Here is a 17,214-nt window from a genome sequence, read left to right as displayed (position 1 = left end):
AAACATGCAACCCATTTTTGTATGCGTCGATCCGTTACGGTTTGAATACCGATAACCGGTAACGGACCTCCTCGTTGGTGATCAGCACCTGATAAATGCCCGCCGGAAGTTTGCCGAGCTGGATATTCAGCCTGCCGTTTTGAACGGCGGCTCTTTCCTTCACGATCACTTCCCGGCCCGAAGCGTTGATCACCCGTGCCTTAACCCAGGAACTTTGCAGGTTGGGAAGTTCGATACTGAGCATCGATTGGACGGGGTTAGGGTAGAACCGCACATTCCCGGCCAAAGGCGCGTCGATAGCGACGATACGGCTATATGCGTACCTGCCATCGAAATCCACCTGTTTGAGGCGATAATAGGTAATGCCTTTGCCGAAATCCGGATCGGTAAAACTGTAATGGTTTGCCACGGAGGCATTACCGATACCTTTCACCCGTCCCGATTCTGTAAAGTCCTTTCCATTGTAGCTTTCCTCGATAGCAAAATAATCGTTGTTGCTTTCCGAACTGGTCGTCCATTGCAGCACATTGCCTTCGGAGGTGTGTTTGCCTTCGAAATCTACCAAAGTCACAGGCAATGCAGCTCCCGGAGGCGCATTCGAGAGGCCGAAACCCGAGAATCCGGTGTTGAAAGTCGAAGTAAATGCATAGTCGCCGCTGAACGCCGGGGTCGCTGCCACCGCTACCAGGGCGGTTGTCGCCGCGTCGCTGGAGGCGATACTTCCCGGGCTTTTGCCCATCGACTGGATGCTGGCCGGCATGAAGGTATTTAATTCGGAACCTTTGTAATAGAGCGTAATCTCGTACTGCCCATTGGGATTATTGTTGGTGGGCGTTACTTTGAAGGTCTTGTTCGATACCTCGTAGCTCCCGAACCACGACGTCCCGTTTGTGCCCGAGCGATCCACTTCAACGGTGGTGCAGCCGTAATCGTGCGAACTAAGGTTTTTGATTTTCGCCAGGAGGTAGCCTGTCGCAGGATCGTAGAAAACGGCCGTTTCGTTTGGCCCAAGGTATTCGCGTGCCGCATCGCCGGTGTTCACCGCCGACATGATCTGCGTCGAATTGGTGGCCGTCACCTTCACGTCGTCGATTGCCCACCAGTATTGCCATTTGGCGACGTAACGAAAGCGTACTTTCATATTCAGGTTGGCGTAGGCATCGGGTATGGGCAGATGTACGACATCTGGTGTGTAAGTCAGCATGTTCCCTTTGCGGCCCGTTGCCTGGTTCTGGGTAAGCAGGGCGTGCCAGGCCGATCCATCCCACACCTCCACGATACCCTGTTCGTTATAACCGTCGTTATATGGCCGCCAGTCCTGCGAAAATGTGAGAACCAGGTTCTTTTTACCGGAGGTATTGATGGATGGTGATTCGAGATATTCGTCGAAATCGTAGAACTGGCCGTTTTGGATGTCGCTGTTGGCGAAGAAAAACGGAGATTTTGCCGCGTCGAGGCCGGCGTCGGTGTACTGGGTGATTTCCCAGGAGTGGAAACTGTTGCCGCCATTGACGATCGACCAGCCCTGTGTTCCGTTATTGAAATCGGAGTTCAACAGCGTGTCGGTGTAATTGCCCGGGGCGAGGTCGTCGTCTACAATTGTGAACCGGAAGTTCTGAAAACCGACGGCCGCATATCCGTCGCCGCCATTGGCATCGATACTGTACGACAGATCGATTGTCTCCGCTTCTTCCACATAAGCATCGTTGAAAACCCGGATTACCACGTTCGCGGTAGGCGCTCCCGCCGACAATGTTACCGATGCGGGCGATATCGTGTAGTCGGTACCTTGTTTGGCTGTACCCGCCGGGGTGTTAAAGGTAACCGTAACCGGCTGACTTGGCGCTTTGTCGATCTGAATAGTGACGGTCTTGTCGATATAATCAAGGCACCCGGTTCCGGCCGTTGTTGCCTCGCCTTCGTTCATAACGGTGCCGGTGGCGGCGAAATGGACCGCCGGTGTGACGGCGCAGGAATACACCCGGAAATCGTCGATATACCAGCCGTCGTAGCCGCCGCAGCCGTCGGTACCCAGCTCAAACCGGAACTGGATGGTATTGCCCGCCACAAGCCCGAGGGCGGAAAGGTTCACCTGGCTTTGTCCCCACGTGCCTATTACGGAGCCTTCGTCCGAGCCGGTAAAGGCTGGTTGGGATGCCAGGGGGTTATCATTCCCGGCCGATGCGTAGTTGAGAAAATTGTTGTAAGGATTGGCCGTGAACGCCGATGCCGGCAGGAGTGTCCACGCGCCATTGTTGATCTTGTACTTGATATTACCTCCATCCCAGGTATCCTCCATGTCTACGTAATGATCGAATGCCAGGTTCAGATTGCCGGCCGTTCCGGCGGGGATCGTAATCACCGGGCTTTCCAGGCGGATCAGGCCATTCTGCAAATTGGTATTGCAATCGCCCCCGGTGTAATCTATCCCGTAGGCCACTTTCCCCGGCCGCCCGGCGGGTGCATTCGCTTGCTGCCATCGGCGGGAAAACCACGTCGGCGAGGAAGTTTCCGAAGCGGTTGTGAAGCTCCCCAGGCCGGATTCGAAATTTTCGTAAAAGATGGCCAATCCCGGGTTGGCGCCTTCGCACAACGCGGGCGCCGGTTTCAATACGGTGTAAAACTCGCAGCTGACGTTTTCGCGCATTTCAACGGCGGCGATCGTTTTGGCCAGCTCTTGCAAATCGGCGACGGTTATGGATTGCCCCGAGCTGCCCGAGGGACCAGTGCCGGTAGAAAGTGCTGTGAGATTAATGCCCACCAACCCGGCGGCTGCGGCTTCCAGTATGTCGGCCTGGGCCGAAAAGTCCGTCGTAGAGGTCATGAATTGCGATTGCGCACGCCAGAAAATGTGGGCTGCCTTCGTCAACCCGATTCCATTGATGGTCTGACCGTTATAGGTTCCACCGTCTACGAGCAGTGCATAGGCGTGGTTCAGGATACCGCTGTTGGTGTGCACGCCGCCGTTGTCGTCCGACGAACACCAGTACTGTGCGTCCGACGTTTTGCCCGGCTGGCCAAAGCAGGCGGGATTCCACATGTCCCGTTTTGCCGATTCCGTAGCCTCGATTTTTTCACCTATAATCCACCGGTCCGAACTTCCGCAACCGGTTCTTGCAGCACTGGATTCTCCTTCATCCATGTAACCGTTCAGGATGTCGACTGTTTCCCCCCAGATATCCGAATACGCTTCGTTGAGCGCGCCCGGCTGCCATGCATACACCAGTTCGCTGGTGTACTCCGTGTATGCGTGCGCCCATTCGTGCGCCACCACGTCGTCGGTAGCGATACCGGAGCAATAATTCGCGCTGACGCCATCCCAGTTTGCGTTCGGACAGTTAATACCCGTTTTGTTGTTGATCGTGATCATGGTAGCGTCGGCGCCGTTGTACGACGTGCGGCCGAACGCGTTTTTCATCAGGTTGTAAATAAAGCCGGACGTCGCAACCTCCGATTGCTGCCACTTGTCCAGCGTTCCGGGGAATGCATTTCCCTCGGTCCACACCTGGTTCGCCAGGGAATTTTCGTACAATTTGCGGGTTATATGGTGGGTACCCGTGAATTGCTCTACGATCTGTCCGCTATGCGCGTCCACGAATACAAATTCCCTGATACCGGCATTATTCCGTACTTCGACCTGATAAACGAGAAGCTTGGGTCCATTGTAACCCTGCACCAGGCCCTTCTGGAAAATGTACAGGGTACTTTTGCCGGTTGTCAGGTCCTCTGCGGTCTTGTATTGGGCATTTACATGCCGGACTGCCCTTGATTCGGCATCGTGCTGGGCAATGGTAGGGCTTACATTTACCTTGATATCGGAAATATAGTTGCCGTTCAGCGAGGCGAGGGCGAGGCCTTTATTGTAATGGAATTTCATGAGCCCGTCGTAAACCGGTACGCCCTTGTACGTTTGTTGCAATGTGACATTTTCCAACCCGTAAATATCCGCCTCCTGCTTGCGGAGCCGGAAATCGTCCTGATTGGCACGGAGCCCGAACAGCACTTTGTTTTCGGTGATAAAATTCATCGATTTCTGCACGGCGTCGCCGCCCCTGACCTGAAATGCCCGGTCGGAAGGAAATCTGAGAAAACCCAGTGAATTGGTAGCCCTGTCTATCGTCGGTAATGCGCCTGTCCGGGCGGCAAACGCTTCGATCTCGCCCTTGGTGGATGCCTGTGAAAAAGCAAGCGGGACGTACAGTAATAGCAGGAAGATAATGAGTAGACTTTTTTTCATAAAGCATGTAGAATATTGGGGTGATTCGTGTCGAATTTACTGAAATAATCTATTGTTTGAAGCACCGGCGAAAGTGATTTGAATTATATTGATGTGTTTTTCGCATCTCTGCCCATTTCGATCCATGTTGTTTGAAAGAAGGTTCGTAAAGGATTGGAAGTATGACTATGATCCCGTAACGTGGATACCGTTTCGGTTAAGGGATTATTTCGACAGAGTAGTCAAATCGATAAAGTTTCGGCGAATGCCAATTCGTTTGTTATTAAATTATTAGGTGGCCGGTTTGTTTAAACCAATCACCTGCATTTGTTGTTACCCGCATTAGGACCCTGCTGTCCGGCTTCGCATCAACAACCACCCGCCTGGGTCACGCGTAATGGAAGGATTTTTCGATTTGCATGCCTCTTATGATTTGTTTCCCGAAATAGAAGCAAACGCCGCCGGAAAGTCCGGCATTCTGCTCTCCGTGGTTATACCGCTTTTTAATGAACAGGACAATGTCGTTCCTATGCTGCAAGCGGTACGGAAGGCCCTGTCCGGATTGAACTACGAGGTGGTTGCCGTGGACGACGGCTCGGGCGACGACACTGTCGGAATGCTCAGGCAGGCGTCCGACGAGCGCCTGAAAGTCGTGCGGATGACCCGTAACTTCGGCCAGACGAACGCGATGGCCGCGGGGATCGCCCATTCGTCCGGCGAGTATATCGCTACCATCGACGGCGATCTTCAGAACGACCCCGATGACATTCCCGGCATGCTCGATCAGGCACGGAACGGCCAGTGGGATATTGTGGCCGGCTACCGCGCCAATCGCCTCGACGGCTGGCTGCTGAGGAAACTGCCGAGCAGGGTAGCCAATGCCATAATCCGCAATCTGACCGGCGTACATTTGCGGGACTACGGTTGCACGCTTAAAATCTTCAAAAGGGAAAGTGCCGAACGGCTGGGCTTATACGGAGAACTTCACCGGTTCATTCCCGTGCTGGGCAATATAACCGGCGCCCGTATGACCGAAGTGCCGGTACGGCACCATAAACGCCGTTTCGGCAAGTCGAAATACGGCCTCGGCCGTACAACGCGCGTGCTGGGCGACCTGCTGCTGATGGTTTACATGCAAAGATGGATGCGGAAGCCGATGCACTTTTTTGGTGCGTTGGGCGGCACATTCTTCGGCCTGGGCATGCTGCTGCTCGTATGGCAGTTGTTTTTTCTTTTTTCGGGAACAACAGGCACCTTAGCCGGCCTGTCGCTGGTACTGGCGGGTGTGATGGTGATATTGATGGGGCTGATCGCCGAAATGCTGATGCGCAGCTACTACGAGGGCGCGGGCAAGACGCCTTATATCATCCGCGAAATTATCGGTGGCACGGCTGTCCGTAACGGCCATTCGCTCACTTCCGGGCGCACCGCCGGCGAACCTGTCAGATCCTAGTACTTTTTATGCAAACACGACCCCTTTACATCCGGTACCTGTACGCCGGCCTTATTCTCGCGATTTACATCCTCGGGCTTCTGCTCCCGCTCTTCGATAACGACAGCGCCCACCACGCACTCATAGGCATGCACATGCACCTCACGGGCGACTACGTGAGCCTGATCGACCGCGGGCACGACTATCTGGATAAGCCGCACATGCTTTTCTGGCTGTCGGCGCTGGGCGACTACCTGCTGGGCATCGGCACGTTGTCGTACAAGCTGCCGAGTTTGTTGCTGGCCATTCCGGGCATTTATGCCACCTATCGGCTGGCATCCCGGCTATATAGCGCCCGGGCCGGGCAGCACGCCGTGCTGATCCTCGTTTCGACGCAGGCCTATATTCTGGCACACAACGATGTACGGATGGACGCCCTGCTGCTTTCGTTCATCATTACAGCGACCTGGCTGCTTTACGAGTACACCGTTACCCTGAAACCCCGCTGGCTGATCGCCGGAACAGCCGTGCTGGCGCTTTCATTTTCCACGAAAGGGATGTCGGGCGCAGCTCTGCCGGTAATCGCCATCGGCTCCCAGCTGCTTTACACGCGTAACTGGCGGTTCCTCTTTTCGTTCAAATGGGCCTGGGGCATTCCATTGTTTTTCCTGTTTATAAGCCCGGTTCTGTATTGTTATTATTTACAATTCGACCTTCATCCCGAAAAGGTCATCCGCGGTATGACCCGCATTTCGGGAGTCGCTTTCATTCTCTTTCATCAAAATACCGAACGACTGGCGGGCGTCAACTGGGGGAGTTCCGGCGGTAACGACCCGTTCCTGTTCTTCCATTCGTTGTTGTGGGCGCTTTTGCCGTGGTGTTTGCTGGGCTACTGGGCGGTTTTCAGAAGGGCGGGCGAGCTGGTGCGGAGGAGGTTTTCCAAAGAAGACGATGGTGAAATACTTAGCTGGGCGGCTATTGTAATCATGTTCTGTATTCTCACTTCGTCCAATTTTCGTCTTCCGCATTACCTCAACATTCTCTTTCCGTTCTTCGCGATACTCATTGCGGGAGAACTCGGGAAAGTCCGCAGCGGAACCCGCGAAAGCCGGGTACTTACCGGCGTTCAGATGTTCGTAGCGGTGGTAGTGTTGCTGCTGGGGCTTTTTATCAACCTGTATTTGTTTCCCGTGAAAGCGTATGCGATTGTTTTGCTGGCGATACCTGCCTTGTATTTGGTGGTTTATGAATGGCGCGTTACTAGAGGCTGGCCCGACCGGCTCATCGGCATCTCGCTCAGCGCCTCGATATTCGTGAATGTGCTGATGAACGGCAACTTTTACTACGAGATCCAGCGGTATCAGGCCGGGCAGCATATCGCGGCGAAAATCAGCGACCTGGGACTGGATGAGAATAATATTTATGTGATGAACTGGGAAAGCCCGACATTGAATTACTATTCCGGGTATTTTTACGCCGAGGCCGATTCGGCGTCCCTCACAGCCCGGGACGATTTCTGGGTCGTCGGGCCGATCGACGAGATCTTCGCATTGCAGAAGGCGGGAGGATTGAAGGCGCGGGAAGCCTATCATTACCTGGATTTCGATACAACCAAACTAAGAGCCGGTTTTATCAATCCCGAAACACGCCGGGAGTCATGCAGGAACATCGGTCTTGTGTATCTGAAAAGGGACTAACACATGATGACATATCTGAAATGGCTGCTTAAATTTTCCGTAACGGTGGCGCTCCTGTGGTGGGTCTTTCACCGGATCGATGTTGAAAGTGTTTCGCAGGCCATGGGTAAAGCCGATAAATGGCTGCTGGCGCTGGCATTTGTTCCCTACCTGGCGTCGCGCGTCACGGCCTCGGTAAGGCTTACCACCATTCTTCACGTACACGAAATAGGGCTGTCGCATTATGGTGGGATGCATTTGCATTGGGTCAGTATGTTTTACGGAATGTTCCTGCCCGGCGGCCTGGGTGGTGATGCCTACAAGCTGCTGCGGCTGAAACAGCATTTCCCCGCGCATGGCACGCTGCTGCTCACGCGGATTCTGCTATGGGACCGCATTATCGGGTTTGTGATGCTGGGCGCGCTTGCCGGTTTGATCGCTATGGTCCGTTTTTACGATAATATTATGGTGCTGGCTATTCCCGTCCTGGCGCTGCCGGCTGCATGGATTTTGTGGTGGAGCGCCCGTAAATGGCTGCCGGGCATACTTCCGGTCCTGGGCAGGATATTGCTGCTTTCTTTCGGTACACAGACTTTTCAACTTATCTGCACGGGTTTTCTGCTTTATTCGCTGGGCGGATACTGCCATCTGGAAGAATATGCATTGCTTTTCCTGGCTTCGTCGATCGCTACGGTGTTCCCGCTGAGCATCGGCGGCATCGGTGTCCGGGAGCTGGTGTACCTGCGGGGATCGGCGCTGCTGGCCGTTTCGGAACCGATAGCGGTAACGGTCAGCGTTTTGTTCGATATAATCGTGACCACCACCGCGGTTACGGGAGCTGCCTTGGTAATAGGCCAGCGGCCCGACGCACTCCCTGGCGTCCACCCGGCCGGGAAGGATGCGGAAATTGCTTTAAAGTAGCGTAAGAGGCCGCCCTGGATTCCCTGGACGGCCTTTCGGAATGAGACGCTGACGCTATGGCTGATAAAACTTTACAGTACCGTCTTCCTCATTGCTGGTCACCAGCAGGCTTTTGCCGTTCGGGCTCTTATCCGAAGGTATGAACAGGACGCCTTCGGGCGCGTCGCCGGTTTTGATGATTTGCAGAAACTGCGGCGCGGCGGGGTTGCTTACGTCGTAAACGCCGATCGCATCCGCACGTTCCATGGCAATGAATGCGACATGCCTGCCGTTTATCCGGCCGACCGTAACGCCTTCCGGCTCCACACCTTTGTCGTCGGAACGGCCGTCGTCGTAAATGCCCGCTTTGATCGCTTCCTGTTCAAGCGAGTTGCCCGACTCGTACACGCGCTTCATGTCGGTCGCGTGGAATATGCTGAAACCGCGTCCGCCGGGGCTGTAAAGCTCTTCGTATATTCCGTCGTTTTCATTGTCGCCCCGTGTGCTTGTTACGCGCAGGCGACCCAAATTGGCGGCCTTTTTAAGTTCGTCGCCGTCGGGGAAATATGCAGGGTTCAGTTTGAGCGAACTCACGCGTTTCTGCTCGTCGAACGTGCTGTATTCGCGGGCGTCGCCTTCGTCGGCCGTGATCACATAAGGGGTACCGTTTACAGTGAAATAGGAGATCGCATCGGGCAGGTAGAACGATTTGACCGGCCAGTTTCTCAGCTCCACCTTGTTGTCGTTATCGCTGGCGTCGAAACTGTTGAGTATATAGCTCATGTCCTTTGTACCGAGCGGGTGAAGGTTCAGTATTTTACCGTTGACAAGGTCGATTTCCGCAATGCCGTTATTTTCCTGCAACGTCACGAAAGCCGTCTGCGAATTGTCTGAGATTGCTATATATTCGGGCTCGATGTCCTGTGCAAAGGTCGCTTTCGGCCCGAACATGCGGAAGCCTTTTGGGGCGAGGTCGCCATAGGCATTTGCGAACCCCGCGAAATCGAGGGTTTTAACGGCATACCCGTTTGAAACATCGATAATGGACACCGATCCTTCGGGGTCGACGCTGTAATCCGCATTCGGTTCGCCCTCGTTGGCGGTAACGATAAAGCGGCCATCCGGGCTGAACGTCACCATATCCGGCAATGCGCCTACGGTAATTTGCCGGATCGTTGCCAATGTGCTCGCGTCGAGTACGATTACGCTGCCGTTTGCCTGCTTGTTGGCCGCTTCCAGGGCGATTGCCAGCTTCCGTTCCGAAACCGCCACGCTGTTGGCAACGCCTCCGAGGGCCGATACGTCGATCGGCTGTAATTTGGTAATGTTCGGAAACGCAGAAAGGTCGAGCACGTCCACGATAGCCGCTTTTTCGTTGTTCACGGTGAAGAGGCGCTTCGAAACTGGGTCATAGGCCGAGATTTCGGCCGCGGCGAGGTTACCGAGGTCGATGCCCGCCACTTCCCTGAAAGCCGAAGGATCTTCCTGGACGGGGTTTTGAGGAAAATGGTCGGTACAACCATTCAGGAGTGCCGCCGCGAGCGCCAGCGCAAGTAAAGGTCTCTTTTGCATTTTGGTTCGTAAGTAGTTTAACGATTAAAAATACTCACCCGGCAAAATGATGGAACGGGGCTTGGGGAAACTTAACGGAATGTTAACGAAAGGCACGATTTTGCTTCAAAAATCGCTTGTTTGGTTCATATTCGGGTAACATCGCTTGACATTAAGCGGATAGCTACACGGCCCTGATCTTTGGTGGCCCGCAGCCTTACAGCCTGGAAGAGGTCGGTTACTTCGCCTGCGGTATACACCAAAAGGATACACGTTCCTGCGCATCGAAGGCAGCCGGTACAACATCGACTGCAAAGGTGCCCGGGGAGCCGAAGGAATATTTACAGGCCGGCCGCCCAGGCGATCCCACCCATGATATGTTTCATTGCAGCGGGATCGCTGTATGTGGATGCAGTGTGGCCCATTGCCGTGTAGAACATCCTGCCCTGGCCCACGGAACGAGCCCAGGAAACGGGATGGTCGCCGCGCATTGCTTTGGGCCAGAAGGCGGGATAGGTGCTTTCATCCACGGTTAGCAGCACCTGAAAACCGGGTTTTCCGCGTACGCTTTCATGGAAGTTGTACCATTCGTCTTTCTTCGCCCATCGTGCGGGCAGGCCGTCGGTCGCGGGGTGCGAGCCGGGTTCCGTTACAATTTCGGCTTTGGGAATGGGGTAAGGTAAAAAAGTGTGGCTTCGGAAGCGTGTACCGAGCAGCGTTCCGTACCAGTCCCATTCGTATTCGCAATCCGATGCGGAATGAATGCCCGCGTAGCCGCCGCCGTTTTCTACGTACTTTTCGAATGCCTGCTGCTGCGCTTCGGTAAGGAAATCGCCGGTGGGGGATAGAAACACCACAGCTTTATAGGATGGCAGGCAGGCTTCGTTGAAATAGCCGCCATTTTCCGTCGCCGTTACTTCCCAGCCGCGTTTTTTGCCTTCTTCCCGAATGGCTTTCACACCTGCTTCGATGGAGGCGTGGCGATAGCCGTTCGTTTTGGAAAAAACCAGAATGGCATTTGGTGCGGTGGCTTTGCAATTTGCGGGAACGGCGGTTTCGAACACCGGTTTTTGCCAGGGTAGCCGGCGCATCGCATGCAGCGCGAAACCAGCCGCACCAGCAACCACGATCGCCGCGATGGATATTATTTTGAAAAGCGTACCCCGGAAAACTGGCTTCATTTTTTAACGGTAACGGTCGATTTATAGGCGTGCAGATAGTTTTTGGCATTAGGCTGCGCGCTGCCGGATTGCGTAATTCTGACGCCTTCCAGCGTGGAGCCTTGGACGTCGTCGGTCACGATGGCGATGCGGTAATCCTTCTTTTCGCAGGACAATGTGAGGTTGCTGATTTTGATATCCTTCGCGTGGCGCATGTACAGGCCCCACGCGGGAAGCTCGTCGAACATCGAAAACTCGGGGTAGAACGTCGGTTTTTCCGGCACTTTATCCAGTTCGTCGAGGCCGACTTTCGCATACATCGGATTGCCGCCGCCCGGGTGTTTGATTTCGATGTTTTTCAAAGTCACATTGGTAATGAGCGCATCGGGCATTCCGACGATCGACGACGGTGAAATGTTGCGGGGCATGTCTTCGATGGGCCCTTCGTATTCATAACCGGCATCGGGCTTGGTAGCAGGTACCTCCACATACATATTGGAAATGCTCACATTTTCCATTCTCCCTTTCTTCCCTTTTACCCTTTCCCCAATGCGCAAAAAAGATCGCATTGCCGGTATTATAGGCCTTTAAGCTATCCACGATTACGTTTTCAACAAAACCGCCGTCTACGGCAGCCAGCGTCACAGCCGAGCGGTAGGTGTCGAAGATTTTTACATTATAAATTTTGATATTACTAAAACCGCCGTAAGAAGCGGTGCCGAACTTGATGCCATTGGCACTGGAACGGATCGTACAGTTCCTGACCAGTACATTGCGGCAAACCTTGGACGCGTCATGCGATTTGAGGCAAATACCGTCGTCGTCCGAATCGATGTAGGAATTGGTGACGGTCACCCCGTCGCAATCGACGATGTCGATGCCGTCGTTGTTCCAGTAGGCTTTGCTGTCGACGGTAATGCTGTCGATAGCCACATTTTTGCATTGGTCGTAAATCTGCACCCAGCTCGACGAGTTCTGCATGGTCACGCCTCTGATATTCACGTTTTCGCAATTGCGGATGTATGCGAGCACGGGGCGGGTTTCAGCTTCGGGGCGGTCCTGGCGGAAAAGGTCCTTAATCAGCCCTTTATGGATCATATCCACGATATTCCGGGCGATGTACCGGCCCCGGCCGTCGATAATGCCCTGGCCGGTAATACCGATATTCTGCTGGTCGTGCGCGAAAACAATGGCGGTCCACACCTTTTTATCGTAATCCCAGGGATTCAGCGAGCCGAGCAGCACGGCACCTTCTTCGAGGTGCAGGGTCACGTTGGATTTCAGATGTATGGAACCGGTAAGGTATCGGCCTACATTGAAAACCAGCCTGCCGCCGCCATTCTGCGAAATGAAATCGATGGCGTATTGAATGGACCGGGTATTGAGGGTAACGCCGTCGGAATGGATGCCGAAAAGCGAAGTCCGGTAATCTTTCGCTTGCAGTTGCGGGCAGGCGATGGCGAGCAGGGCAAAGGTCAGGTAATTTTTCAGGCTCATAAAAAAAGGATTAGGCAGGTAAGAACGGTTACTTAACTCAAATCCCCGTAATAAGTTGATTTTGTGGTAGAATTACCTGTAAAAAAGAAAGATTCCCCCGCAACCGGAGGAATCTTTGCAAAAAAACCACATCCTAAGTTAAAGTCAATTCCAGCCGCCTCCGAGTGCCCGGTAAATATTCACCATGGCGTTCATCTGGCGCATTTTGGTTTCGATCAGTTCAAATTTCGACTCCAGAGCGTCGCGCTGGGTGAGCAATACTTCCATATAGTCGGCACGTGCCGAGGCGAACAACCGGTTCGAGATCGCGGTCGACTGGTTCAGTGCTTCCACTTCTTTCGTTTTCAAGTCGTAGCTTTTTTCCAGGTTGCTGATATTCGAAAGCTGGTTTACTACCTCGATGTAGGCATTCAGGACCGTACGCTCATAGTTGTAAATGGCCTGGATCTGCCGTGCATTCGCATTAGCATAACCCGCGCGGATCGCATAACGGTTGATCACCGGACCGGCCAGGTCGCCGGTCAGTGACCCCATGATCGATTCAGGCACACGCGCCAGGTAAATCGGGCTGAATGCCTGGAAGCCCAGGCTGGCCGACAAACCAAGCGAGGGATAGAAATTAGCTCTTGCCACATTCACATCGATTTTCGCGGCTTGCAGATCGAGCTCCGCCTGTTTGATATCCGGACGGTTGGAAAGCAACTGCGAGGGGATACCCGCCTGGACTATGTTTGGAACAAGGTTTTCGAACCCCTGACTGTTGCGCTGCACCGGCTGCGGATAGCGCCCTACGAGGAAGTTGATCCGGTTCTCGGTTTCGACGATACGCTGCTGGATGCTGTATTGCATGTTTTGCGTCTTCAAAACCTGCGCTTCGAAGCGGCGTACGGCCAGCTCGGTAACACGCGTCGCTTCTTTCTCCATTCTCACGATCTTTAACGCGTTATTCTGGATGTCGATATTCTGGCGGATAATGGCCAGTTGCGTGTCGAGCGCCAGCAGCTCGTAATACGAGTTGGCGATTTCGGCTGCCAGGTTGGTCATCATGAAGTTCTTGCCCTCGATGGATGACAAATACCGCGTTGCCGCTGCCTTTTTCGCGTTGCGCAGCTTATGCCAGATATCGACTTCCCAGCGGGCTACCGCCTGAATGTTTACATCCGGAAGCGGGTCCGGCGTTTCTTTACCGGGCTTGATGTCGGTAGTAGCCTCGCTGGCGCCGATATTGGTGTAGCGGGCCGCCTTTTCGACACCCGCGCCGCCGCGCAGGCCTACGAATGGCAGGTATTCCCCTTTGCGGGCACCGATCTCGTTTTGCGAGATCGCGATTTCCTGCATGGTAATGTTCAACTCCTGGTTGTTTTTGAACGCGGTGTCGATCAGCGCATTCAGGTACGGATCGGTGAAGAAGGACTTCCAGCTTACCTTTCCGGTGTTGGTGGAATCCTGCGAGCCGTTGAAGCTCACAGGTACCGACCGGTTTTCCGTTTTCTGGGGCAGCGTCGGGATGTTACAGGCCGAGTAGGTCAGCCCGATGAACGCGATGCCGGCCCAATTCAATATTCTCTTATTTCGCATGTTCGTCTTTATCTTCTGAAGTTGGGAAAGCATCGATGGCGTGAACGAATCCTTCGGACAGCGAGCTGTCTTCTTCGTCTCTGATCAGTTTTCTGCCATCGGCCAGTTTGGCGAATATGTAGTACAATCCGGGAATGATGATGACCCCGAAGACGGTACCGAACAACATACCACCCATGGCGGAGGAACCGATCGTACGGTTACCGATCGCACCGGCGCCGGTAGCGATGATCAGAGGGATCAGACCGGCCACGAATGCAAACGAGGTCATCAGGATCGGACGGAAGCGCACCCGCGCGCCTTCGATCGCCGCCGCGAGGATCGTAGCCCCCCTCGGTACGTTTCTGCACCGCAAATTCTACGATCAATACGGCGTTCTTACCGAGCAGACCCACGAGCATGATCAGACCGATCTGCGCATAGATGTTGTTTTCGAGGCCCATCAGTTTCAGCATGAGGAAAGATCCGAAAACCCCCACAGGCAGCGAGAACACCACCGCGAGCGGAATGATGAAGCTTTCGTACTGAGCCGCGAGCACCAGGTACACGAATGCCAATACGATCGCGAATACCACCACCGACTCGTTTCCACGGATCGATTCGTCGTAGGAAAGACCTTCGAATGCGATATCGTAACCTTTCGGAAGCGTTTTGGCAGCCACTTCGCGGATCGCCGCGATGGCTTCCGCCGTGGTGTAGCCTTTGGCAGGGAGCCCTTGGATCGCCGCCGAGTTATAGAGGTTGAAACGCGTGATCTCGTTAGGTCCCTGACCTTTTTTCAGCTTCATGAAGGAAGAGTAAGGCACCATCTCGCCCGCTTCGTTTTTCACAAACAGCTTTAAAAGGTCGGAAGGAAGCCTTCTGAATTGCGGATCGGATTGCACGTATACTTTAAAGAACTGGTTGAACTTGATGAAACCCTGTTCGTAAGTACTACCGATCATGATGTTGAGGTTGTCCATCGCTTTTCCGATGGATACGCCTTTCTGCATCGCCAGCTTGTTGTCGATTTCCAGCTCGTACTGCGGATAGTTGGCCGCGAAGAAGGTGAACAAGCCGGTCAGCTCTTTGCGTTTACCCAGGTTTTCGAGGAATTCCTTGTTGATCTTGTCGAATTCCTGGTAATCGGTATCCGTGTTTTTATCGAGCAGACGCATCGAGAAACCGCCCGATGTACCAAAGCCCGGGATGGCCGGCGGTTCGAAGAATTCGACCGTCGCGCCGAGGCCTTTGGAAGCATGTTCGAGCTCTTCCATAATCTCCTTCACATTCTGCTTGCGTTCGTGCCATGGTTTCAGGTTGATCAGACAGGTACCCGCGTTGGAACCGCGGCCTTCTGTCATAATCTCGTAACCCGCCAGCGACGATACCGATTCGATACCCTCCACTTCTTCGCAAATCTTTTGCAAACGACGCGATACCTCATTGGTTTTTTCCAGCGTAGATCCCGGAGGTGTCTGGATGATCGCGTAAATGGTACTCTGGTCTTCGTTAGGGATAAAACCTGCGGGTACGATCGAGTTGGCCCAGTAGATACCGAAACAGAACAGACCGAGGACGAGGAACGTCACCAGACGGCGTGCCACGATCCTGTTCAGCAATGCTACATAGCGGCCGGTAAGCTTCTCGAAACCCCGGTTGAACGCGTCGATTCCCTTGTCCATGATGGATTTCTTTCTCGGATGGCCGTGGTGGCTCTTCAAGAGCATCGCACATAATACAGGCGTGAGCGTCAAGGCGATCAGCGCGGAAATAACGATGGAGCTCGCCATGGTAATCGAGAACTGGCGGTAGAATGTACCCACGGGTCCCGACATGAAGGAGATCGGTACGAATACGGACACCATTACGGCGGTGATCGCGATGATAGCGCCGCTGATTTCGGCCAATACCTTTTTCACCGCATTGTAAGGCGATATGCCCGGCTCTTCCTCAAACTTGGCATGGACCGCCTCCACCACCACAATCGCATCATCGACCACAATACCGATGGCAAGTACCAACGCAAAAAGGGTAATCAGGTTAATGGATAGCCCGAAGCCCTGTATCACAAAGAACGCCCCGACCAATGACACCGGAACCGCGAGGATCGGGATGAGGGTCGAGCGCCAGTCGCCGAGGAAAAGAAACACCACCAATGCCACGAGGATGAACGCATCGCGCAGGGTGTCGATCACCTGCTCGATAGACGCGTCGAGGAACTGCGAAACGTCGTAGCTGATCTTGTAGTCGATACCGGGAGGAAAGGAGGCTTTCATGACCTCGAGCTTTTTCTTCACTTCCTCGATCACGTCGCTCGCGTTACTGCCGTAGTTCTGGCGCAAAACGATCGCAGCCGAAGGACTGCCGTCGAGGTTGGAGTAAATATCGAAGAATTCGCTTCCCAGCTCCACTTTCGCGATATCCCTCAAATGGATGCTTTCACCTTCCTTGTTGGCGCGGATGATAATGTCCTCGTATTCTTTCGGCTCGCTGTACCGTCCTTTGTAGGTCAGTACATATTCCAAAGACTGCGCGGCGATACCCGAGCTTTGCCCGATCCGGCCGGGACGACCGATGATACTTTGCTCGGCCAGCGACTTCATCACTTCTTCCACGGAAATGTTGTACGCACGCATGCGGTCGGGGTTGAGCCATACGCGCATCGCGTAACGGCGGCTACCCAGGATCTGCGCGCGAGCCACCCCTTTGGTCCGCTGGATCTCGGGGATCATCTTGACGGTCGCGTAGTTGAAGAGGAATTTCTCGTCGATGGTTTTCGATTTCGAGTACAGGTTGACGTACATCAACATACTCGGCTGGATGGGCGTGATAATAACCCCTTCGCGCTGAACGAGCTCGGGGAGGAGCGGCATTACCTGGTCAACCCTGGTTTTTACCCGGATTACCGCGTCGTTCGGGTCGGTACCGGGCTCGAAGATGATCCTCAGCGTCGCTTCACCGGCACTGGTGGCGTCGGTAGCGATGTAGCGCATATCCTGAACACCGTTAATCGCCTGTTCAAGCGTGATGAGCGTGGATTTCACCAACACGTCGGCACTGGACCCCGGGTAGGCGATGAAAATGTTAACAGTGGTAGGAGCAATGTCCGGGAACTGCGAGATAGGCAGTTTCTTGATAGCCAGTATACCGATAAAGACTATCATGACCGATATCACAATCGCGAATACAGGTCGTCGTATGAATTGATTAAACATATCTTTT

General features: G+C 54.0%; 9 protein-coding genes and 1 pseudogene. 3 read left to right on the top strand and 7 right to left on the bottom strand.

Annotated features, from left to right (window positions below):
• Window positions 1-34 precede the first annotated feature (34 nt).
• Entirely contained in the window at window positions 35-4,237 is a 4,203-nt protein-coding gene (locus ABV298_RS29960; RefSeq protein ID WP_353719795.1) for a M4 family metallopeptidase, read from the bottom strand.
• A gap of 376 nt (window positions 4,238-4,613) precedes the next feature.
• Here ABV298_RS29960 and ABV298_RS29955 point away from each other — a divergent pair, with 376 nt between their 5' ends.
• The 3 genes from ABV298_RS29955 to ABV298_RS29945 are packed head-to-tail and all read left to right on the top strand — an operon-like array spanning window position 4,614 to window position 8,245.
• Window positions 4,614-5,669 carry a glycosyltransferase family 2 protein gene (locus tag ABV298_RS29955; RefSeq protein ID WP_353719794.1) on the top strand — a complete coding sequence of 352 codons (1,056 nt, stop codon included), beginning with the start codon at window positions 4,614-4,616 and terminating at the stop codon, window positions 5,667-5,669.
• A gap of 8 nt (window positions 5,670-5,677) precedes the next feature.
• Entirely contained in the window at window positions 5,678-7,345 is a 1,668-nt protein-coding gene (locus ABV298_RS29950; protein WP_353719793.1) for a glycosyltransferase family 39 protein, read from the top strand.
• Window positions 7,346-7,348: 3 nt separating this feature from the next.
• Complete coding sequence (locus ABV298_RS29945; RefSeq protein ID WP_353719792.1) at window positions 7,349-8,245, top strand: lysylphosphatidylglycerol synthase transmembrane domain-containing protein; 897 nt, start codon at window positions 7,349-7,351, stop codon at window positions 8,243-8,245.
• 54 nt (window positions 8,246-8,299) lie between these two features.
• Here ABV298_RS29945 and ABV298_RS29940 read toward each other — a convergent pair whose 3' ends face one another.
• From ABV298_RS29940 to ABV298_RS29915, 6 genes and pseudogenes are all read right to left on the bottom strand, one after another.
• On the bottom strand, window positions 8,300-9,796 hold the full coding sequence (locus tag ABV298_RS29940; protein WP_353719791.1) for a choice-of-anchor I family protein: 1,497 nt from the start codon (window positions 9,794-9,796) through the stop codon (window positions 8,300-8,302).
• A 320-nt stretch (window positions 9,797-10,116) separates the two neighbouring features.
• Window positions 10,117-10,956, bottom strand: a complete 840-nt coding sequence (locus ABV298_RS29935) for a ThuA domain-containing protein (protein WP_353719790.1) — start codon at window positions 10,954-10,956, stop codon at window positions 10,117-10,119.
• A complete protein-coding gene (locus ABV298_RS29930) occupies window positions 10,953-11,453 on the bottom strand; it encodes a hypothetical protein (protein ID WP_353719789.1) in 501 nt (166 codons plus the stop codon). Before ABV298_RS29930 ends, ABV298_RS29935 begins: the two co-directional genes overlap by 4 nt.
• Entirely contained in the window at window positions 11,386-12,432 is a 1,047-nt protein-coding gene (locus ABV298_RS29925) for a glycosyl hydrolase family 28 protein (protein ID WP_353719788.1), read from the bottom strand. The genes ABV298_RS29930 and ABV298_RS29925 overlap by 68 nt, the downstream gene beginning before the upstream one ends.
• Window positions 12,433-12,576: 144 nt before the next feature.
• Window positions 12,577-14,010 carry a TolC family protein gene (locus ABV298_RS29920; protein WP_353719787.1) on the bottom strand — a complete coding sequence of 478 codons (1,434 nt, stop codon included), beginning with the start codon at window positions 14,008-14,010 and terminating at the stop codon, window positions 12,577-12,579.
• Window positions 14,000-17,207: pseudogene (locus ABV298_RS29915) on the bottom strand (efflux RND transporter permease subunit). The gene ABV298_RS29920 and the pseudogene ABV298_RS29915 overlap by 11 nt, the downstream one beginning before the upstream one ends.
• Window positions 17,208-17,214: the final 7 nt, after the last annotated feature.

This window comes from Dyadobacter sp. 676 (assembly GCF_040448675.1).
GTDB lineage: Bacteria > Bacteroidota > Bacteroidia > Cytophagales > Spirosomataceae > Dyadobacter.
Note: the sequence above shows the minus strand (reverse complement) of the source record. Positions and strands in the feature narration are given on the sequence as shown.

Bases quoted from the DNA above. Each gene is read 5' to 3' on its own strand.
- ABV298_RS29960 (WP_353719795.1), bottom strand. From the start codon at position 4,237: ATGAAAAAAAGTCTACTCATTATCTTCCTGCTATTACTGTACGTCCCG.
- ABV298_RS29955 (WP_353719794.1), top strand. From the start codon at position 4,614: ATGGAAGGATTTTTCGATTTGCATGCCTCTTATGATTTGTTTCCCGAA.
- ABV298_RS29950 (WP_353719793.1), top strand. From the start codon at position 5,678: ATGCAAACACGACCCCTTTACATCCGGTACCTGTACGCCGGCCTTATT.
- ABV298_RS29945 (WP_353719792.1), top strand. From the start codon at position 7,349: ATGATGACATATCTGAAATGGCTGCTTAAATTTTCCGTAACGGTGGCG.
- ABV298_RS29940 (WP_353719791.1), bottom strand. From the start codon at position 9,796: ATGCAAAAGAGACCTTTACTTGCGCTGGCGCTCGCGGCGGCACTCCTG.
- ABV298_RS29935 (WP_353719790.1), bottom strand. From the start codon at position 10,956: ATGAAGCCAGTTTTCCGGGGTACGCTTTTCAAAATAATATCCATCGCG.
- ABV298_RS29930 (WP_353719789.1), bottom strand. From the start codon at position 11,453: ATGGAAAATGTGAGCATTTCCAATATGTATGTGGAGGTACCTGCTACC.
- ABV298_RS29925 (WP_353719788.1), bottom strand. From the start codon at position 12,432: ATGAGCCTGAAAAATTACCTGACCTTTGCCCTGCTCGCCATCGCCTGC.
- ABV298_RS29920 (WP_353719787.1), bottom strand. From the start codon at position 14,010: ATGCGAAATAAGAGAATATTGAATTGGGCCGGCATCGCGTTCATCGGG.